Raw genomic sequence first — 20,360 nt, 5'->3', positions numbered from 1 at the left:
CCCGCACATCCCGATCTTGCCTCTCCAGGCTCAGCAGCGCGCTCAGCCCCTGGCGTAACGGGAGTGCCTACTCAGAAAGGTAGGGCGGCATGACCAGGATCCTCGTCGTCGACGACGAGCCGCAGATCCTGCGGGCGCTGCGCATCAACCTGGTCGCCCGTCACTACGAGGTGGCGGTGGCCCACGACGGCGGCTCGGCCCTGCGCGAGGCCGCCGACTGGCACCCCGACCTGGTCATCCTCGACCTGGGCCTGCCCGACCTGGACGGCGTGGACGTCATCCACGGCCTGCGCGGCTGGACCACCGTCCCGATCATCGTGCTGTCCGGCCGGGCCGGCAACCAGGACAAGGTCGACGCCCTGGACGCCGGCGCCGACGACTACGTCACCAAGCCCTTCGGCATCGACGAACTCCTGGCCCGCATCAGGGCCGTCACCCGCCGCACCACGCTGCACGAGTCGGAACTGGCCCGCGTCAAGGTGGGCGAGCATCTGGTCGACCTGACCAGCAAAACCATCTCGGGCGAGGTACGGCTGACGCCGACGGAGTGGCACATACTCGAACTCCTGCTGCGCAACCCCGGCAAGCTGGTCAGCCAGCGGCAGATCCTCACCGAGGTCTGGGGCGTGAAGTACGTCAAGGAGACCCACTACCTGCGCCAGTACATGGCCCAGCTGCGGCGCAAGCTGGAGCCCGACGCCGCCCACCCCGCGCACCTGATCACCGAACCCGGCATGGGCTACCGCTTCCAGCCCTGAACACGCCGGAGCCGCGCTCGTTAATTCACGAGCGCGGCTCCGGTATTGCTAAGGAAGAACCTCCACAAGGAGGGTGATCGCCGCGGCTATGGCGATCAGTACGAGGAGCCCAAGCGTTTCGGGGCGCGGCTTCTGCGACCGCATCATGCTCCTTCCGACACGGGTGGGTAGATAATCCGATATGCCCATCAGAGCCCCACTTCACGCAGGAACAGGTCTTCCGGCTCCTCGCGTCTGACGACCAGGCGGGCTCGCCTGGCCGACACCGCGACGACGGGGAGCCGGCCGGTGGCGTTGTAGGTGGAGGCCATCGAGTGGTGGTAGGCGCCGGTGGCGGCCACGGCGAGCAGGTCGCCGGGGCGTACGTCGGCGGGCAGCGGGACGTCCTCGGCCAGGACGTCGCCGGTCTCGCAGTGGTGGCCGACGACCGTGGCCGGGCGCGAGGCCTCGCGGGAGCGCCGGCCGACCATCCTGACGGTGTAGCGCGCGCCGTACAGGGAGGGGCGGGGGTTGTCGCTCATCCCGCCGTCGACCGCGACGAACACGCGCCCGCCGCCGCGCTTGACCGCGATGACGCGGTAGAGCGTCATCCCCGCCGGGCCGCTGATCGACCGGCCCGGCTCCACGATCAGCCGCGGCACCGGCAGGCCGAGCCCGGCGCAGCGGTCCTCCAGCGCGGCGGTGAGTGCCGCGGCGAAGGACCGGGGGTCGAGCCCGCGTTCGGAGTCCAGGTAGGCGATCGCCTGGCCGCCGCCGAGGTCCAGCTCGGGCAGGACCACGCCGTGGGCGTCGCGGATGAGCGCGAGCTGCTCGGCCAGCGCCCGCACCGCCTCCTCGTACGGCCGCGCCGTCTCGATCTGCGAACCGAGGTGGCAGTGCAGGCCGACGAGCTCCAGCTCGGGCTGGCCGAGCACCCGCGCGACCGCCACGCCCGCCTCGCCGGTGGCGATGGACAGCCCGAACTTCTGGCTGGGCACGGCGTCACCGGTGTCGGGGATGACGCGGATGAGGATCTTCTGCCGCCGCCCCTCCGGGACCAGCGCCGCGACCCGATGCACCTCGGCGAGGTTGTCGATCACGAGGCGGCCGACGCCGGCCTCCACCGCGTCCCGCAGTTCCCTGGGGGTCTTGGCGTTGCCGTGGAAGATGACGCGCTCGGCGGGGAAGCCGACGGAGCGCGCGATGGCCAGCTCGCCGCCCGAGCAGACGTCCAGGCTGAGCCCTTCCTCGCGGACCCAGCCGGCCATCGCCCGGCACAGGAACGCCTTGGCCGCGTAGGCGACGGTGCCGCCGGGCAGGGCGTCGGCGTACTCGCGGCAGCGGCGGCGCACGTCGGCCTCGTCCACCACGTAGGCGGGGGTGCCGTAGAGGCGGGCGATCTCCATGAGGGAGACGCCGGCGGTCGTGGCGTCGCCGTCCTCGCGGAAGAGCGTCGTCGACGGCCAGGGGGTCCGGGTCTCGGTCGCTGCGGCCAGGTCCTGGCCGAGGGCGCACATCAGGCCGCTCCGGCGGTGGCGCGGGCCATGACGCCCGCGGGGTCGACGACGACGCCGGTGACCTCGAGGTCGCGGAGCATGCCGCGCAGGGCGGGCTCGGTGAGCCGTACCCAGGCCTGCTCGCTGCCCAGCACCGCGGCCACGCGCAGCGGAGAGCTGAAGGCCACCGCCGTACGCTTGCCCGCGGCCGTGCGGAACAGCCGGAGCGAAGAGCTGAACCGGCCCTGGTGCACCGGGACAAATAGCGGCACGTCTGACATTTCGTGATCCTCCTGGGAGAAGTCGTACGAATGTGACGCTAGGCCGGAGAAGGGCGCCGGTGACCGCTTCGCTACGGGATCCAGACGCGTTCGGCCGCAACGATGACGCCGGGTTGACATCGGGCCCCGGGTGGCCGGTCTGGCGTCAACACGGTGAAGGAATCGGGGGAAATATCGTGATGATCCCGTCAAGGGGGGTTGTGCGGCCGACGCGGGGAAAGCTGCCATGAGCGCGTGAGTCTCGAAAACCTCGTGGGGCTGCTGATCTCGGTGGCCCTGCTCGTGTACCTCCTCCTGGCCATCCGATATCCAGGCAAGTTCTGATGGCCGGATGGCTGTGGCTCACGGTCGTCTTCGGGAACCCGTCGGAGGCGGTGGCCGAGAGCCGGGGCAAGGCTCAGGCGGACACGCTGCGCCGTACGCGGCAGGGGACCAGCGCGCACCGGCTGGTCGGCTGGGCGCCGGGCTGCTCGGTTGGACGTACGGGCCTCGGGAGTGCTGCCCGAGGCCCGTACCTTTCGTGTATTAATCCGCCCTAAAGACATCAATAACGCACATATATCCGACTATGTGGGTCTGGTTTGGGCTGACTATGGGGCTGTCATCCCCACTTCTGGAGGACTTCGATGTCCGCAGTACAAGCCCCCGGTGACCGGCATCGGCTGAGTGTCATCGGCGGGCTGGCCGCGCTGTCGCTGGACGCGATGGCGTCGGTCGCCTACGGTCCCGAGGCGATCGTGCTCGTCCTGGCCCTCGCCGGCGGCGCCGGCCTCGGATTCACCATCCCGGTCACGCTGACCATCGCGGCGCTGCTGGCCGTGCTGACCTTCTCCTATCGGCAGGTCATCGCCGCCTTCCCCCAGGGCGGCGGCGCGTACGGCGTGGCCAAGGCCTACCTGGGCCGCAGGGCCGGTCTGGTGGCCGGGGCCTCGCTCATCATCGACTACGTGCTCAACGTGGCCGTTTCCGTGGCGGCCGGCGTCGCCGCGCTCACCTCGGCCTTCCCCGGGCTGCTGCCGTACACCGTGTGGCTGTGCCTGGGGGTGCTGGCGCTCATCACCGCGATCAACCTCAAGGGCATCGCCCACAGCGCCCGCGCGTTCATCGTGCCCACGCTGATCTACATCGGCTCGATCATGCTCGTGATCGTGGCCGGGCTGATCCGTGGCGAGGCCGCCGTCGACCCGGGCCACACCGCCACGAGCCTGCAGACGGTCGGCGTGCTCCTGCTGCTGAAGGCGTTCGCGAACGGCTGCGCCTCGCTGACCGGCGTCGAGGCGATCGCCAACGCGGTGCCCTCCTTCAAGCAGCCCAGGGTCAGGCGGGCGCAGAACGCCGAGGTCGCGCTGGGCGCGCTGCTGGCGGTCATGCTGATCGGCATCGCGGCGCTGATCGAGAAGTTCTCGATCGCCCCGGTCGAGGGAGTGACGGTGCTCGCGCAGGTCACGCAGGCGGCGCTGGGCGACGGGTGGCTGTTCTACCTGGTGCAGTTCTCCACGGTCGTGCTGCTCGCGCTGGCCGCCAACACCTCCTTCGGCGGCCTGCCCGTGCTGGCCCAGTTGCTGGCCGCCGACAACAACCTGCCGCACCTGTTCGCGCTGCGCGCCGACCGCCAGGTCCACCGGTACGGCATCGCCTTCCTCACCGTCACCAGCGCCCTCCTGCTGATCGTCGCCCAGGGCGACATGAACCTGCTCGTGCCCCTGTTCGCCATCGGCGTCTTCGTCGGCTTCACGCTCTCCCAGACCGGCATGGTCCGGCACTGGCTGGCCGAACGCCCGGCGGGCTGGCAATGGCGGGTGGCGTTGAACGGCTTCGGCGCCCTGCTGACGTTCGTGGCCGCGATCGTGGTGACGGTCTCGAAGTTCACCGAGGGCGGCTGGCTCATCGTGGTCGCCCTGCCGCTGATGGTGGCGGCGATGACGTGGGTCAACCGCTCGTACGCGCGGATCGGCGAGCGGCTCGAACTCGGCCGCACGCCCACCCCGCCGCGCCCGCGCCGCTCGCTGGTCGTGGTGCCGGTCCACGCGGTCAACCGGCTCAGCCGCGACGCGCTGGCCGCCGCCCTCTCGCTCGGCGACCGCGTGGTGGCCGTCAACATCGCCCACCCCGAGGACGAGGGCGCCGCCCGCGGTTTCGTCGCCGACTGGGAGCTCTGGCACCCCGACGTCGAGCTGGTCCAGCTCTTCGGCGCCCGGCGCCGCCTCGACGACCCCCTGGTCACCTACCTCAAGCAGGTGCCGGAGGCGCACGTGTTCGTGCTGATCGCTGAGGTGGAGCCGGAGCACGCCTGGCAGCGGCTGTTGCAGAACCAGCGCGGGGCCGTCCTGGCCAGGGCGCTGCGCAGGCGTACCGACGCGGTGGTGTGCCGGATGCGCTTCCGCCTGACCGAGCCGGTCGAGGGCCAGTACGTTTAGCCGAAGAAGGCGCGGAGGTCGGCGATGAGCAGGTCCGGCTGCTCCAGCGCCAGGTACGCGCCGCCGCGGTCGAACTCGGTCCAGCGGGCCACGTTCGTCTCCTGCTCGGCCAGGCCGCGTACGGTCACGTCGCTCGCCGCCACCGCGAACGCGGTCGGCACCGTGATCGGCGCCTTCGGGCCCCAGGCGTTCGGGTCCTCGGAGACGTCGCGGTAGCTCTGCGAGATCGAGCCCTGGGTGCCGGTGAACCACTGGGTGCTGACCTCGGTCAGGATGCGGTCGCGGGAGAAGGCGTCCTCGGGCAGCTCGGCGCTGCCGTCGGTCCACTCCTTGAACTTCTCCACGATCCACGCGGCCTGGCCGACCGGGGAGTCGTGCAGGCCGTGCGAGATCGTCTGCGGCCGCGTGGTCATGATGATGTTGAAGCCCATCCCGTCCTGCATGAAGCGCTGGATGAGGCCCAGCCGCCGCTGCTCGTCCTCGTTCAGCTCGGGCAGGTCCCCGGCCGGGATCGTGACGTAGGCGTTGACGTGGATCCCGGCCAGCCGCTCCGGAACCTGGCGGCCCAGCTCCATGGACAGGTTGGCGCCGCCGCCTCCGCCGTGGGCGCCGTAGCGCTCGTAGCCGAGACTCGCCATCAGCTCCGCGAACACCCCGGCGGTACGCGGGACCGTCCAGCCGGTACTGGCCACCGGCGTGGAGAAGCCGAAGCCCGGCATGGTCGGCGCGACGATGTGGAAGTCGCGCGAGAGCGGGGTGAGGACGTCGAGCAGGCCGATGATGCCGCCGGGGTTGTCGTGCAGGAGCAGCAGCGGCAGCGCGTCCTCGCGCTCGGCGCGCAGGTGCCGGAAGTGCACCGTCTGGCCGCCGATCTCGGTCCGGTACTGCGGCCACTGGTTCAGCTCGGCCTCGGCCTTGCGCCAGTCGAAGTCGTTGGCCCAGTAGTCGGCCAGGCCCTTGAGGTAGTCGACGGGTACGCCGCGTTCCCAGCCGGCGCCGGGCAGCTCGGGCGACCACCGCGTACGGAGAAGGCGTTCGCGCAGGTCATCGAGGGCTTCTTGCGGGATCTCGATCTGGAAGGGCGTCATGACCGCGACATTAGACCCGGGGCGAAACGTGGTGAATGAGTCATCTCATAGGTAATAGGCTGCGACACGTGCTGTGGGGGCGCGACGGCGAGCAGGCCGCGTTGAGCCAGTTGCTGGCGGAGGCCCGCGAGGGCGCCGGCGGCGCTCTGGTGCTGCGCGGCGACCCCGGCATCGGCAAGACCTCCCTCCTCGACCACGCCGCCTCCGTCGCGGGCCCGATGCGCGTGCTGCGCGGCGCCGGCGTCGAGGCCGAGGCCGAACTGCCCTACGCCGGGCTGCACCTGCTGCTGCAGCCCGTGCTCGGCCACCTGCCGTACCTGCCGCCGCCCCAGGCCGACGCGCTGCGCGGCGCCTTCGGCCTCGGTCCAGCCGCCGCCGACCGCTTCCTCGTCGGGCTCGGCGTGCTGTCCCTGCTGTCGGAACTGGCCGCGGACGGCGGCCTGCTCTGCCTGGTCGACGACGCCCATTGGCTCGACCACGCCTCCGCCGACGCGCTGCTCGTGGCCGCCAGGCGCCTGGACGCCGATGGCGTCTTCCTCCTGTTCGCCGCCCGCGAGCCCGGCTTCCCCGCGCCCGGCCTGTCCGAGGTCAGGCTCGGCGCCCTGCTGCCCGCCGACGCCGCCGGTCTGCTCGACGCCACCGCCGGCGACCTGCCGTCCGAGCTGCGCCATCGCGTGCTCGCCGAAGCGGGCGGCAACCCGCTGGCCCTCGTCGAGCTGCCCAAGTCGCTCGGCCTGCACCCGCTGACCGGGCGGCTGCGGGAGGCGTTCCAGCACCGGGCGGACGCGCTGCCCGCCGCCGCCAGGACGCTGCTGACCGTGGCCGCCCTCGACGGCACCGGCCACCTCGACGTCGTGCTGGCCGCCGGTCGCGAGCTGGGTGGCACCGCCGCCGACCTGGCGGTGATCAGGGAGAGCGGGCTGATCACGGTCGAGGGGCGCCGCCTGGGGTTCCGGCATCCGCTCGTGCGGGCCGCCGTTCAGGGCGCCGCCGGTGACGAGGTACGGCTGGCCGTACACGCTGCCCTGGCCGGAGCCCTGACCGACCCGCGCGACGCCGACCGCCGGGCCTGGCACCAGGCAGCCGCCGCGACCGCGCCCGACGAGAAGCTCGCCGACGAGCTGGAGGGCACGGCCAAACGGGCGGCCGAGCGCGGCGGCGGAGCGGCCGCCTCCGCCGCCTACCAGCGGGCCGCCGAGCTCAGCGCCGGCGCGCACGACCGCGCCAGGCGGCTCACCCTGGCCGCCGAGGCGGCCGAGTACGGCGGGCGATTCGACCACGCCCGCGCCATCGCCGAGCACGCCACCGGCGCCTACGCCGACCCGGAACTGGCCGCCCGCCTGATCCGGGTGCGCGCCTGCGCCGACTACGGGCTGGGACTGCTGCCGAGCGCCCACGCACAGCTGTCGATCGGCATCGACCGCCTCGCCGGCGACGATCCTCGGGCCGCGGTCTGGCTGCTGCTCGACGCCTCCTCGCTCGTCTGGCTCGACGGCGACCGCGACATGGCCGCCAGGACCGACCGGCAGCTCGCCGGCCTGCGGCTGCCGGAGGATGATCCGGTGACGCCGGTGTACCTGCTGTGCCGGTGGTTCGCCGCGCTCGCCCTGCGCCGTCCCGTGGAAGGGCTGCCGCCGCTGCCCGAGGTGGTGGCCGCCGGGCGCGAGCTGGCCGCGCTCGACCGGCGGGGACTGCTGCTGGTCGGCGCGCTGGGCCTGGCCCAGCCTGACCGGCAGACCCACGACCTGGCCACCCGGGCCACCGCCCAGGCCAGGGAGGAGAGCCGGGTCGGCCTGTTGCCGCAGTCCTTGACGTACCTGGCGAGCACTCAGCTCGCGCTCGGCTGGCACGCCGACGCCCGCGCCCACGCCGGTGAGGCGGTGCGGATCGCCCGCGACACCGCCCAGCCGCAGTGGGCGACGCAGGCCGGCGCGCTGCTGGCGTACCTGGGCGCGATTGAGGGCGACGAGAGCGCGTGCGCGGGTTTCGGCGAGGCGCGGGCGCTGCTGGACCTCGGTCTCGGCCGCGCCGAGGCGGCGCTGCTCGCCTTCGAGGACCTCCTGTACGGCAGGGCCCGCAACCAGATCTCCGCCATGCGCGTCGTCCCCGACCTGGTGGAGGCGGCGGTGCGCTGCGGCCGGCCGAGCCGGGCGGTCGAGCCGCTGGCCAGGTTCGCCGAGTGGACGGCCATCCTCGACCAGCCGTGGGCGCACGCGCTCGCCCACCGCTGCCGCGCCCTGGCCGAACCGGCGGAGGAGCACTTCACGAACGCGCTGGCGCTGCACACGCGCCCGTTCGAGCAGGCGCGCACCCAGTTGCTCTACGGCGAGTGGCTCCGCCGGGCCCGCCGCCGCGTGGACGCCCGCCCGCCGCTGACCTCGGCGCTGCAGACCTTCGAGCGGCTCGGCGCCCACCCGTGGTCGGCGCGGGCCAGGGCCGAGCTCGACGCGGCCGGATGGTCCACCTCGCGCTCCGGCGCGCGCGACCCGCTGGCCGCGCTCACCCCGCAGGAACGGCAGATCGTGCAGCTCGCGGCGCAGGGACTGGCCAACCGGGAGATCGCCGCCCGGCTCTTCCTCAGCCCGCGGACCGTGGGCCAGCACCTCTACAAGGCCTTTCCCAAGCTGGGCGTGAGCTCGCGTACCGAACTGGCCGCGCTGCCGGAGTTCAGTCCTGCCAGGGACGCACCCTGACCCAGCCGGACGCGTCGCCGGTGGCCAGCAGCCCGTCCGGGCTCATGACCAGGCGCCGGTACCCGCCGCCGCCGGGCAGGAAGGGCGTGTCGCCGCGGCGGTTGACGTCGAGCTGGAGCACCCGGCCCTTGCTCATGTGCAGCAGCCGCCCGCGCGGGGTGCACACCAGGCTCATCGCCTCGGGGAAGAACTGGCTCCACAGGTCCCCGCCGCCCGACCTCGGCATGATCGGCACGCCCCGCTCGACGTCGAAGACGCCGGCCCAGCGCGCGGTCATGCCGCCGAGCATGGCGCCGTCGGGGGACAGCGCGATCTGCAGGGCCATGCCGGCCGCCTGGTGCAGCTCGATCGGCGGCCCGGTGGGCACGGGCTCCTGGCCGGGCCGCAGCCGGTAGACCTGGACGTTCCTGCCACCGCTGACCAGGCCCTTCGCGACGGCCAGCGTGCTCTCGTCGGCTGAGATCGAGGCGGCGACGGCGGTGAAGGAGAGCAGGTCGGCGCCGGTCGCCGTCGAACGGAGGCGGAAGATCGTGGCCCAGGACAGCAGGGCGTAGGAGGCGGTGCTGGCGAAGTAGAGGTCGCCGGGGTAGGTGACGCTGCCCAGGGAGACCGGCGGGTGATCCGGCTCGTCCGGGCGCAGGGCGCGCAACTGGTAGCCGTCGCGGACCACGACCGGGCCGCCGCCGGGGGAGGCGGCCACGCGCACGCCGTAGCGCGGTGGCATCCAGGTGGCCGCGTGGATCGGGGGCAGTTCCTCGCCGTCGTCCAGCCGCCAGCGGCGGATCGGGCCGCTCAGCGCGGCGGCCAGCAGCGTACGGCCCGGCCCGAAGCACAGGCTGTTGACCGCGCCGCCGAGCCTGGCCGCCAGGATCTCCCCGCCGAGGTGGCCGGGCACGGTCGTGGCCTTCTTGGCCTTCTTGCGCGTGGCGGCGAAGGCGGCGATGAGAGCGACGGCGAAGGCGGCGGCGTTGTCGGCGGCGCGCTCCTGCGAGCCGCCCGCGTCGGCCGCCTGCTTGAGCTCGTCGGCGCGGTCGCTGATGCCGCGGATGGCCAGCGCGTTGGTCTCGCGCTGCTGCGCGCTGATGGCCATGCCCGCACCCTCCATCTCGATGGCCACCGCGTCCTCGAAGCGCTCGTTCAGCAGGGTGGAGAGCGAGCCGCTGCGACTGGCCAGCAGCGTGTCGCCGGAGGCGATCGGCTTGTGGTGCACCCGCGGCGGCTCGCCCGGCCAGTCGACGTCGAGGTCGTAGGTGAGGGCGAGGAGCCGGTACCCCGCGTCCCACGTGCGCGGGCGCGACAGGAGCCCCTCCGCGGTCTCCTTGCCGCCGGCGTAGCAGTGCACGCGCTTGGCCACGACGACGTCGCCGAGCCCGACGCTGTCCTTGAGCGAGCCGGCCACGCCCACCAGCAGGACGGCGGCGGGCCGGAACGTCTCGATAGCCCGCTCGGTGATGATCGCCGCCTCTTTGGTGCCGTCGCCGGTGACCACGAGCACGACCTCGGTCCGCACACCGGGCAACTCGCCGACGTCGAAGAGCGTGCCCGACGGGTGCGGGCGGCGTTCCACGTTGCGCATCCGCCGGCGGACCGCCTCGGCCTCCAGGGGCAGCGCCGTCAGCACGACCACCAGGTCGCGCGGGGACCCGTCCTCGCCCAGCCACCACGTCATCGGCTCACCCCTCACCTTAAAGGTCACCTTGACCTTATCGTACGGCATTCCTTATAGTCGAACTGACCTAAAACGGGAAGGAGGCTGTATGCGGGACGACTCGGGCCTGCTGCTCCTGGAGTACGAGCACCTCAAAGAAGAGCAACGGCTGCGCATCTCCACCCGCGACAACCTCGTCTACACCTCGCTCGGCGCGTTCGCCCTGGTGATCGCGGGGGCCATCGAGACGGGCGCGTCCGCCATGCTCACCCTGCTCCCGCCGGTCTGCATGATCCTCGGCTGGACCTATCTCATCAACGACGACCGCATCACCGCCATCGGACGGCACATCCAGCACGCGATCACGCCCGAACTGGTACGGCTCGGCCACCCGCCCGACGGCGTGTTCACCTGGGAACACCGCCACCGCGGCGACCCGCGCCGGGGACAACGCAAGATCCTCCAGCTAGCCGTGGACCTCACCCTGTTCTGCCTCACCGCCTTCATAGCACTCTCGGTCGCCTGGATGAACGCCCCGCACTCCGCCGGACTCATGATGCTCATCGCGGTCGAGGCGAGCGGAACCCTGATCCTGGGCGCGCACTTCATCAGAAACACCATGAGCGGGCAGGTCTGATGCCTACGATCGACCATGTCCGCGGACCACGCTGACCCCGGCCGCGCCTACACGCCCGCCGTGACCTTCGCCCAGGCACGGGCCGCCGCCCGAGCCGCCCGCACCGCCGAACACGGCCGTCAGGTCCGGCGCACCGCCCGGCCGCGCGGCGTCTTCGGCGCCATCCGCTCCCGCGCTCCGCTCTCACTCCAGCTGTACGGCGCCGCCCTCGAAGGCCGCCTCGTCTGGCGCGGCGAGAACGAGTTCGCGATGCTGGAACCCCCACTCCGCCGCCGCCCGCCTCGCGGGACCAGAGGCGCAGGGCCACGCCTGGCCGACCGGTTCTGGGACGTGTTCGTCGCCTTCACCCCGCCGGCCCTCCTGCTCCTGCTCAGCCTGGCGCTCATCCCGCTCGCGCTGGTCCGGCGAGAGTGGCTGGTCGTGGTGCTCACTCTGCCCGTCCTGGGCGTCTTCCACGTGGCCGGGGTCCTGGTCGCCATGGCGCTCAACCTGGTGTGGCAGGTCCTGCGCCCAGTCGTGGAACGCGGGCGCGACCACCGCGTCACCACTGAGGAACTGCGCGGCGAGCACTGGTCCGTCGCCGTCTGCCACCAGGCGCGGTTCGAGCGCGCCGAGCCGCTGATCAAGGCGATCGTGGACCGGCTGGCGGCGCTGCCCGGAGGCTGGGGGGAGGACCGGGGCAGCCTCGTGTGCGTGCTGAACGGCGTCACCACGGAGGCCATGCGCACCGCCTTCCTCGCGCGGGCCAGGCACGCCCGACTGGACGACCAGGGAGACGGCCTGGCCTTTCTCGTCTCCCTGCCCCGGGCGCACCCGCGGGAGCCCAGCGAACGCGAAGCCGTCTCCGGCCTCCTGCTGTACCTGTTCGCCGGTGCCACCCTCGTGTTCGTCGAAGCGGCGCTGGTCGCCGACTCCGAGGCCGAAGCCTGCGGGAACGACTGCGCGGGCCGCCCCGCCACCTACTGGACGGCCCTGCGCTGGCTCTCCCAGCGCCTCCTGCTGACCGACCCGCCCCACCTGAGCCCCGCGACGCCGGAAGTCGTCGTCACCGGCTGGTTCACCAGCATCGTGGCCCTCACCGGCGTCCTGGTCGTGCTGACCGCGGGCCGCTGGTACCTGGCGGCCCGCCGCCGTCGCCGCGCCAACCTCGACAAGGAGCTGACCGCGATGGACGCCACGACGAAGGTACTGCTCCTGGTGGCCACCAGCGTGGAGTACGAGCAGGTCAAGGCCGTGGTGCGCGCACACACCGAACACGCGCCCGAGGTGGACTTCCGTGGCCCGCACGTCGTCTTCAACCTCGGCGTGGTCAGTAAGGCCACCATCCTGCTCGCCCGATCCGAACCCGGCACCACCGCCACCGCCGGCGCCATGCTCACCGCCCAGACCCTCATCGAGGACCTGCGGCCGGACTACGTCATCCTCACCGGCATCTGTTACGGGCTGCGCAAGGGCCCGCAGCGGATCGGCGACGTACTGGTCGCCGGCCAGCTCCGGGTCCTGGACCTCAAGAAGATCGTCGACGGCGAGTCGGGCCCGGTCGAGATCCCGAGGGGCGCCCGCGCGGAGCCGTCGGTCAAACTGCTCAACGCCTGCTACGCGGTGGACGCCATGAAGCCCCACATAGGGGTCATGCTCTCCGGCAACACGCTGCTCAACTCCGAGGAGGAGCGGAACCGCCTGATCGCCGCCCACCCCGACGCGCTGGGCGGCGAGATGGAAGGCGCCGGGGTGTACGCCGCCGCCGCGAAACACCGGGCCGACTGGATCGTCATCAAGGCGATCAGCGACTGGGGAGTGGGCAAGACCAAGCGCCACCAGGCAAGGGCGGCCCGCAACGCCGCCGAGTTCGTCCTCCACCTGATCACCCTGGGCGCCCTGGACACCCCACCCACCCCCACCTGACCCGGGCGGCGGCAGGCAGAGGGGCGCTGGCCGGAGTGGGGGGTCAGGTGGGGGTGGTGGTGCGGACCATGGGGGGATAGAGGAGTTCGGCTCGGCCGCGGCGGTACAGTTCGGCGGGCCGGCCCACCTCCGGAGCTCGGAACGCCCCGGTAGGCACCACGAAGTCGTCAGCCTTCAGGACCTTGCGCCGGAAGTTGCTCGGGTCGAGGTCCAGGTCCCACACCACCTCGTACACATGCCGCAGGTCGGCCAGCGTGAACGGCTCCTGGCAGAAGGCCGCCGCCACGGTCGTGTACTCCAGCTTGCCCCGCGCCCGGTCGAGCCCTTCCCGCAGGATCGCCCGGTGGTCGAAGGCCAGCTCGACCGAGGGCGACAGCGCCTGGGCCACGGGCATCCAGCGGGCGTGGGCGGCGTCGGTGCCGGCCACGGGGGCGGGGAGGTCGGGGCCGAGGGCCAGGTAGGCGACGGTGAAGGTGCGGACCCTCGGGTCGCGGCCCGGGGTGCCGAAGGTGCGGAGCTGCTCCAGGTGGAGCTTGCCGCCGTCGACCCCGGTCTCCTCGCCCAGTTCGCGCAGGGCGGCCCCGCGCAGGTCCTCGTGGTCGCGGACGAACCCGCCCGGCAACGCGAGCCCGCCCATGAAAGGTGGCTTGCCGCGCTCGATGAGCAGGACCTGCAGGGCGGATTCGCGGAGCGTGAAGATCACCAGATCGACCGTCACCGCGACCGGCGCCGTCCCGTCGTACTTGGACACTCCTAGAGAATACCTAAGGTCATCTTGACCTAAACATCGCCCCCTTGATAAGGTCACATCGACCTAAAGTTAGAGAAAAGCCTGATGGGTGATCTAGGTGACACGGCGAGCTGGGCAGGCCCTCCCGAGGAAGCCATCCCCTACCCGCCGGAAACACGGCGCGCCGACCAGTCCGCGGGAAGGCGCGACGGCCGGCGCAAGCTTCTGGCCGACCTCCTGCGCCACGTGGCCGAGGAGGGCGAGGACGGCGCGCCCGCACCCGAGACCGCCTACCTGGCCATGCTGACCAGCGAGGCACTCGAACGCATCGCCGCCGAGCGGGTCGCCAGGGACGACGAGCTGGCCAGGCTCGGCGAGCTGCACGGCCAGGCCGTGGCCGCCGAGGACGCGCTGGCCAGGGAGCTGGAAGAGGCCGGGCACCGGCTGCGCCTGGCCGAGGAGGAGTGCGCGCGGCCCTTGACCAAGGACGACCTGCGCAGGGGACCGGCCGAGCTCGACCCGCTCACCCATCCGGACGCGCTGATCGAACGGCGCCGCCGTACCGCCAGAGAGAACGCCCGGCTACGGGCGCTGCGCGCCTTCGAGGACCTGCACGCCCGCCTCGACGAGCAGAGAGAGCGGGCCGTCTCGCTCGCCGAGCGGCAGGAGCTGCGGCCGCGGGTGGCGCGGGCACGGGCGCTGCGCGTGCACGAGCACTTCCGGCGGCGGCGCGCGGTGTACCTGACCGGGCTGCTGGCCCGGCATCCCGATCCCGGGCCGCTCAACCTGCTGTTCAAGCTGAGCGCGCCCGAACTGCCCCGATGGATCCGCGACGAACCGACGGAGAGCGCATGAGGGTGTTCCAGGCGTTCAGGCGGTGGTGGCTGCGCAGGCGGGACCTGCGCATCACCGGCCTGGGCGGCATGCCGTTCCAGGAGGCGCACGCGCCGCCACCGTCCCGCAACACCTTCCGGCCGACGCCGGTCGACCGGGCCGGACATCTGGTGCTGACCCAGTCGTACGCCGACCGGCTCGCGCCCGGCACCGACGAGCTCACCGCGGGATCACTCGACAACCTGATCAACGCCTGGCACGAGACCTGGCAGCACCAGGCCGCCGCCGAGTACGCGGGCTTCCAGGTGGAGAGCGTGGCCAGGATCAACACGATCGAGCCGGCCCTCGCCCAGTACGAGAAGAGCGACGCCTACCTCCAGCGCCGCCTGGCCGACGCCAGGACCGCGGTGGACTCGGCCAGGGACCGCCTGACCGGCCAGGATCCGGCGCGGCCGGGGTTCGCCGACCCGCCGCTGCTGGCCGGGCGCTCACCGGCGACGTTCCTGCACGTGGTGGCGCTGGTGCTGGCGGCGGGCGCGGACGCCGCCGCGTTCTGGCAGGTCATGCAGATCCTGCTGGCCGACCTGCCCCCGGTGGCCGGGGCGCTGATCGTGGCCGGGCTGACCAGCACCGCCCTGTACCTGAGCCACCAGATCGGCGTCCAGGCCCGCGAGGCGAGCGCCGGGACCAAGCGGCGGATCCGATGGGTCGTGCTCTGCTTCCTGGTCTGGCTGGTGCTGGGCGTGGGCGCCGCCGCGCTGCGCTACTTCTTCGGCGACGCCGGCGAGCCGCCCGCGATCGTCATCGGCGGCCCCGCCGCCGCCCCCGACCTGCCGGCCGCCCTCGGGATGGCCGGCGTCTTCCTCGCGCTCTACCTGGCGACCGGCCTGGTCGCCGCGCTCGGCGGCTACCTGACCACGCATCCGGCCCGCTCCGACTACGCCCGCGCGATGCGCAACCTGCGCACCGTCACCGAGGCCGCCGCGGCCTCCAGCGCCCGGCTGAGCAGGGCGCAGAGCGAGCGCATCCAGTACGCCGAGGAGCTGCGCGAGGCCAGGCAGCGGCATCTGGCCGAGATGGGCACCCGTGCCGCGCTCGCCGAGGAGCTGAAGCAGATGGTCCGGGTCCACCACGCGGCGTACCACCAGGACCCCAGCGCCACCAACGCGATGTTCCAGTCCGACCACCGCCCGCACTGGAAGAAGGACCCATGAGAAGAACCGCGCTCGCGGGCGTCGCGCTGACGGTCGCGCTGACCGCGTGCGGCGTGGACCAGCCGCCCGCCAAACCGCTGGCCTGCGTCGGCGACGGCGGCTCGCTGGCGCTGGTGATCGGCGCCCGGTCGAACTCGCCCGCGCCCGTGATCTCCCCCGAGCTCAACGCCCTCATCAGGAAGGTCCTCATGGCGCGCCACAGCGTGTACGCCGTCCGGCTCGACGGGGACCCGCAGCCGATCTACTCCACCCGGTTCGCCTCCTCCGCCGCCAACACGCCCGCGCTGGAGGCGAGCGTGAACCGGCACGTCACCGACATCTCCGCCGCGATCAACGCGCAGGCCAAGGCCGTGAAGGCGGAGGCGGACGTGCTCAAGGCGCTGGAGGTGGCCGCCCGCATGGCGGGGGAGGGCGGCAGCATCGTCGTGGTCGACTCCGCGCTGGCCACTGAGGGCGACCTGGACTTCACGCAAGACGGCGTGCTGGACGCCGACCCCGACGACCTCACCGACCACCTCGTCGGCGGAAAGCTGCTGCCCGACCTGACCGGGCGGCGCGTGCTGTTCGACGGGCTGGGACTGGCCGCCGACCCGCAGGTGGACCTGCCGCCGAGGGTGAGCGAGAACCTGGGCGCGATCTGGACCAAGGCCGCCACGGCCGCGGGCGCCGCCTGCGCCGAGATCACGACGGGCCCGGGCCAGCCCTCGGCCATGCCGGGACTGCCCCCGGTCGCGACGATCGCCATGCCCACGCCGACGCCGATTCGGCCCTGCGGCGACCTCGTCCTGCGGAACGCCGGAGACGTCGGCTTCATCCGCGGCAAAGCGGACTTCCGCCACCCCGCCGCGGCCACGGCCACGCTGCGTGAGCTCGCCCCCGACCTCGCCGACGCCGGCCGGCCCGTCGAGCTGATCGGCATCACCTCCTCCGAGGGCGGCGACGCGATCAACCGCCCGCTCTCCCAGGCCAGGGCGGACAAGGTCAAGCAGATCCTCGTCTCCCTGGGCGTGCCGGAGAACAAGATCACCGCCAGGGGCGTCGGCACCGACTGGGATGACCGTGTCGACGACACCCTGCCCGACGGCCGGCTCGACCCGGCCAAGGCCAACCAGAACCGCAAGGTCGTCATCCGGCGGGAACGATGCCCGAAACCATAAAACCGCTCGCCTACGACGTGCGTACCCGCTGGAGCGACTGGTGGCACGGCCTGCGCGACGGCCTGCGCCAGATCCCCGACCGGCCCAAGACCCCGCGTCCCCAGCCGATCAGCTCGCCGCACCGCGACGTCATCATCGGCGAGGCGCAGCAGGTCTACCACCAGGAGTACATTCGCCACCAGCGCCAGATCGCGCCCCTGCCCGGTCTGATCGCCGAGGCCGGTTCCCGCGAGGCGGCCGCCCGCGAGATCAGCCGACTGGCCGACGCAAGGGTGGCCGCGCTCGCACGCCCGCTCACCGCCGAGGAGGAGGGCGAGCGGCGTCCCGGCGACACCGGGCTCGACGACGTCGTCGTGCGCGCGCGCCGCCGCCGCCACCGCGCCCGCCGGCTCGCCGCCGCCCGCGAGGTGGCCGCGCGCGCCAAGACCGCGCTCGACGCGGCCACCGCCGACCGGGTGCGGACCGAGGCGCTGCGCGAGCAGTCGCTGGAGGTCGCCTCGGCCCGGGTACGGCTGGCCGAACGCCTGTACGGCCGCAGGCTCGACGCCTACCTGCGTTCCCTGCTGCGCTTCCACCCGGACAAGGCGTGGGTCGCCGACCAGCTCCGCTTCGGCGGGCAGGCGCCGGCCTGGGTCAGGCGGGCGGCCACGGTGGCGCCGCCGGTCGAGGTGGAGCCGGTACGCCCGCCGGCCTTCCGCATCGCCCTGGGGCCGGGGGAGAACGTGTTCGGGGCCGACTCGGCGGAGCCGTACCGGCTGGGGGAGCCTTATGCGGCACCCCGGCACTTCCGCCTCGCCCGCGACGGCGAGCACCTGCGGCTGCGCGACTTCGGCCGGGGCAACGGCCCCTACATCGGCGGCGGCGCGGTACGCGAGGCGCTGCTCGCGCCGGGCGACCACTTCGACTTCGGCGAGTACCGCTACTACGTGCTGCCCGGTCTCGACGCGCTCGACGTCAGCAGGCTCGGCGAACGCAAGGTCGTCGCCTTCGGGCTGGAGGCGAGCACCGACCAGTACTACCGGATCAGGGACATGTCGTTCGTGCAGCCGGAGAGCACGCTGCTGGCGATACTCGGGCCGTCGGGGGCGGGCAAGAGCTCGTTGTTCAGCGCGCTGCTGGGCGAGCTGCCGCTGAGCGCGGGCGAGCTGTACTTCGAGGGGCTGTCGCTGGCCGCGCACGGGCCGCAGATCAGGGAGCGGCTCGGGTTCGTGCCGCAGGGCACGGACCTGCTGGCCACGCTCACCGTCGACCAGCTCCTGCGTTACGCCTACCGCCTGCGCGGGCCGGGCCGCCGCACCGGGACGCGCGTGGGCGAGGTCTGCCGCGACCTCAAGCTCGACGAACGCCGCCACTACCGCGTCAGCGCCCTGTCGGGTGGCCAGCAGCGCCGCGTGTCGATCGCGATGGAGCTGCTGAACAAACCGACGCTCCTGCTCCTCGACGAGCCGACCTCGGGCCTCGACCCCGGGCTCGACCACGAGGTGATGACCTTCCTTCGCGAATACGCCGAGACCCACGAGGCCACCGTCATGATCGTCACACACGCCGTCGAACACCTCGGCCAGGCCCACCAGGTCCTCGTCGTGGTCAAACAGGGCAGGCCCGTCTTCTACGGCCCGCCCGAGCGGGTCCTGCCCGACCTCGAGCGCGAGCGTTGGGCCGCGCTGATGAAGGACCTCGACGTCCAGGCCGACAGCTTCGCCATCCGGTACGGCAGCCGCCAGGCCGACGCCGAAGCCCGCGACGCGGCCGCCCACATCCGGGCAGGCGGCGCCGACGCCCGGCCGGGCCCGCGGGTCAAGCGCAGACGGCCGCCGGCCACGTTCACCCGCCAGTGGCGCGTGCTGCTGTCGCGCCAGGTCGCCTTGCTGGCCACCCGCGGCGTACGGGCGGGTTCGACCGGGCCGGTCAGGAGATGGGCGGTGGCGTTGATGCCGTTCCTGGTCGCGGCCGGTTCCGCGGCGCTGGCCGCCTGGGTCACCGGCCCCGACGGCCTCGGCAAGGGCGCCTCGGGCGACGCGGTCACCGCGATCAGCCTGCTCACCACGCTGGCGATGCTCAGCGGGCAGGCGCTCACCTACAGCGACATCGTCGCCGAGATGGGCACGATCACCCGCGAACACCGCACCGGCGTCCTGGTCACCGCCGTGCTCGCGGCGAAATGGCAGGTCTTCGCCGCCGTGGCGATCCTGCAGGCGCTGATCATGGCGCTGGTCTTCACCTGGATCCGCCCGGGACCGGCCGCGTCCCTGTGGACGACACCAACGCTGGACCTTTTCCTGGTGCTGGCGGTGTTGTCGGTGTCGGCCATGTCACTCGGGCTGCTCATCTCGGTCTCGGTGCGCAAGCTGGAACAGGCCGTGCTCGCCGTCACCCTCACCTCGGTCGCCCAGATCGCCCTGAACGGCTCCACCGCGGATCTGTCCGGCGGCGGCGCGCTCGCCGTGACCGCCGCGCTGCTGCCCGACCGGTGGGGCCTGGCCGCCGCCGCCTCCCTCACCGGCCTGCCCGGCGAGCGGGAGGCCCTGTGGGCGCACACCTCCGGGCAGTGGTTCTTCGACCTGGCCATGTGCGCCGCGCTGGCGGTCGCGTACTCCCTGATCGCGGTCGCGGTGCTCTCGTCCCGCCTCACCCCCGGACGCGGCGTCGGCTGGGGGTGAGCTCATCTGGCGGTCCGCCGCCTGAACAGGACGGCCGCGATCGGGATGCTGACCGCGACCGCGCCCCCGAGCCAGGCGGCCGCCAGCGCCGCCGACGAGCCCATCGGCTGGTCCAGGAGCAGCGCGCGCAGCGTGTCCACCACGGACGTGACCGGCTGGTGGGTGGCGAAGGCGCGCAGCACCGGCGGCATCGTCTCGGCCGGGACCACCCCGTTGGACAGGTACGGCAGGAAGAGCACGACGAAGCTGAACGCCCCGGCCGCCTGCGTCGAGCGCACGGCCAGCCCCCAGATCACCGCCAGCGACGACATCGCCAGGAGGTACGCCGCCACCAGCGCCAGCACCAGGGCCCACTCGGCGAGCGAGGCCGAGGGCCGGAAGCCGAGCGCGACCGCCGCTGCCAGCGCGATCGCGGACGCCACCATGTTGCGCACCACCGAGGCCACCACGTGCCCGGCCGGCACCGTCCAGCCGCTGATCGGGAGCGTGCGGAAGCGGTCGATCATGCCGCCGGTCATGTCGTCGGCTATGGCCACGGCGGTGAGGGCGGAGCCGTACCCGCCGGACATCAGCAGGACGGAGGGCACGACGAAGTCGATGTAGTCCAGCCCGCTCGACCCCGTGGTGATCGCGCCGCCGAACACGTACACGAACAACAGCATGATGATCACCGGCAGCGCGAGGTTGACGATCAGGCTGTCCGGGGTGCGCAGCTCGCGGCGCAGGTCGCGGCCGACCAGGCGGCGCAGGTCGGCCGCGGCGGTCAGCGCGCTCATGCCGCCCTACCTTTCTGAGTAGGCACTCCCGTTACGCCAGGGGCTGAGCGCGCTGCTGAGCCTGGAGAGGCAAGATCGGGATGTGCG

General features: G+C 72.7%; 15 protein-coding genes. 9 read left to right on the top strand and 6 right to left on the bottom strand.

Annotated features, from left to right (window positions below; genetic code table 11):
• Nucleotides 1-89: 89 nt before the first annotated feature.
• Nucleotides 90-758, top strand: coding sequence for a response regulator (locus tag ACFWY5_RS56685; RefSeq protein ID WP_379640196.1), 669 nt, complete (start codon nt 90-92; stop codon nt 756-758).
• A gap of 188 nt (nt 759-946) precedes the next feature.
• Here the strand turns inward: ACFWY5_RS56685 and lysA are convergent, their stop codons facing one another.
• Together lysA and ACFWY5_RS56675 are read right to left on the bottom strand one after the other, a co-directional pair.
• Nucleotides 947-2,254, bottom strand: coding sequence for a diaminopimelate decarboxylase (lysA, locus tag ACFWY5_RS56680; protein WP_379640194.1), 1,308 nt, complete (start codon nt 2,252-2,254; stop codon nt 947-949).
• Nucleotides 2,254-2,514, bottom strand: coding sequence for an SAV_915 family protein (locus ACFWY5_RS56675; RefSeq protein ID WP_379640193.1), 261 nt, complete (start codon nt 2,512-2,514; stop codon nt 2,254-2,256). The genes lysA and ACFWY5_RS56675 overlap by 1 nt, the downstream gene beginning before the upstream one ends.
• A gap of 626 nt (nt 2,515-3,140) precedes the next feature.
• Between ACFWY5_RS56675 and ACFWY5_RS56670 the strand changes: the two genes are divergently transcribed.
• Nucleotides 3,141-4,931, top strand: a complete 1,791-nt coding sequence (locus tag ACFWY5_RS56670) for an APC family permease (RefSeq protein WP_379640192.1) — start codon at nt 3,141-3,143, stop codon at nt 4,929-4,931.
• On the opposite strand, the gene ACFWY5_RS56665 is transcribed toward ACFWY5_RS56670, so the two are convergent.
• Nucleotides 4,928-6,019 (bottom strand): epoxide hydrolase family protein, encoded by a 1,092-nt coding sequence (locus ACFWY5_RS56665; RefSeq protein WP_379620017.1) that lies wholly within the window; start codon nt 6,017-6,019, stop codon nt 4,928-4,930. The two genes, ACFWY5_RS56670 and ACFWY5_RS56665, sit on opposite strands and share 4 nt — an antisense overlap.
• A gap of 68 nt (nt 6,020-6,087) precedes the next feature.
• Here ACFWY5_RS56665 and ACFWY5_RS56660 point away from each other — a divergent pair, with 68 nt between their 5' ends.
• Nucleotides 6,088-8,712, top strand: a complete 2,625-nt coding sequence (locus tag ACFWY5_RS56660; RefSeq protein WP_379640191.1) for an AAA family ATPase — start codon at nt 6,088-6,090, stop codon at nt 8,710-8,712.
• On the opposite strand, the gene ACFWY5_RS56655 is transcribed toward ACFWY5_RS56660, so the two are convergent.
• On the bottom strand, nt 8,687-10,381 hold the full coding sequence (locus ACFWY5_RS56655; protein ID WP_379640189.1) for a hypothetical protein: 1,695 nt from the start codon (nt 10,379-10,381) through the stop codon (nt 8,687-8,689). The genes ACFWY5_RS56660 and ACFWY5_RS56655 overlap by 26 nt on opposite strands.
• An 88-nt stretch (nt 10,382-10,469) precedes the next feature.
• Here ACFWY5_RS56655 and ACFWY5_RS56650 point away from each other — a divergent pair, with 88 nt between their 5' ends.
• Nucleotides 10,470-10,997, top strand: a complete 528-nt coding sequence (locus ACFWY5_RS56650) for a hypothetical protein (RefSeq protein ID WP_379640188.1) — start codon at nt 10,470-10,472, stop codon at nt 10,995-10,997.
• A 15-nt stretch (nt 10,998-11,012) separates the two neighbouring features.
• A complete protein-coding gene (locus tag ACFWY5_RS56645) occupies nt 11,013-12,902 on the top strand; it encodes a hypothetical protein (RefSeq protein WP_379640187.1) in 1,890 nt (629 codons plus the stop codon).
• 43 nt (nt 12,903-12,945) lie between these two features.
• On the opposite strand, the gene ACFWY5_RS56640 is transcribed toward ACFWY5_RS56645, so the two are convergent.
• Nucleotides 12,946-13,653 carry an NUDIX domain-containing protein gene (locus tag ACFWY5_RS56640; protein ID WP_379620008.1) on the bottom strand — a complete coding sequence of 236 codons (708 nt, stop codon included), beginning with the start codon at nt 13,651-13,653 and terminating at the stop codon, nt 12,946-12,948.
• Nucleotides 13,654-13,737: 84 nt separating this feature from the next.
• On the opposite strand from ACFWY5_RS56640, the gene ACFWY5_RS56635 reads away from it, so the two are divergent.
• The 4 genes from ACFWY5_RS56635 to ACFWY5_RS56620 are packed head-to-tail and all read left to right on the top strand — an operon-like array spanning nt 13,738 to nt 19,497.
• Complete coding sequence (locus ACFWY5_RS56635) at nt 13,738-14,487, top strand: hypothetical protein (RefSeq protein ID WP_379640186.1); 750 nt, start codon at nt 13,738-13,740, stop codon at nt 14,485-14,487.
• Complete coding sequence (locus tag ACFWY5_RS56630; protein ID WP_379640185.1) at nt 14,484-15,680, top strand: hypothetical protein; 1,197 nt, start codon at nt 14,484-14,486, stop codon at nt 15,678-15,680. The genes ACFWY5_RS56635 and ACFWY5_RS56630 overlap by 4 nt, the downstream gene beginning before the upstream one ends.
• Nucleotides 15,677-16,837, top strand: a complete 1,161-nt coding sequence (locus tag ACFWY5_RS56625) for an OmpA family protein (RefSeq protein ID WP_379640184.1) — start codon at nt 15,677-15,679, stop codon at nt 16,835-16,837. The genes ACFWY5_RS56630 and ACFWY5_RS56625 overlap by 4 nt, the downstream gene beginning before the upstream one ends.
• The gene (locus ACFWY5_RS56620) at nt 16,822-19,497 is read left to right on the top strand and encodes an ATP-binding cassette domain-containing protein (RefSeq protein ID WP_379640183.1); all 2,676 of its coding nucleotides are present in this window, start codon (nt 16,822-16,824) and stop codon (nt 19,495-19,497) included. Before ACFWY5_RS56625 ends, ACFWY5_RS56620 begins: the two co-directional genes overlap by 16 nt.
• A gap of 2 nt (nt 19,498-19,499) precedes the next feature.
• Here the strand turns inward: ACFWY5_RS56620 and ACFWY5_RS56615 are convergent, their stop codons facing one another.
• Nucleotides 19,500-20,273, bottom strand: a complete 774-nt coding sequence (locus ACFWY5_RS56615; protein WP_379620000.1) for an ABC transporter permease — start codon at nt 20,271-20,273, stop codon at nt 19,500-19,502.
• Between the last annotated feature and the right edge of the window lie 87 nt (nt 20,274-20,360).

Source organism: Nonomuraea sp. NPDC059007 (assembly GCF_042740555.1).
GTDB lineage: Bacteria > Actinomycetota > Actinomycetes > Streptosporangiales > Streptosporangiaceae > Nonomuraea.
Note: the sequence above shows the minus strand (reverse complement) of the source record. Positions and strands in the feature narration are given on the sequence as shown.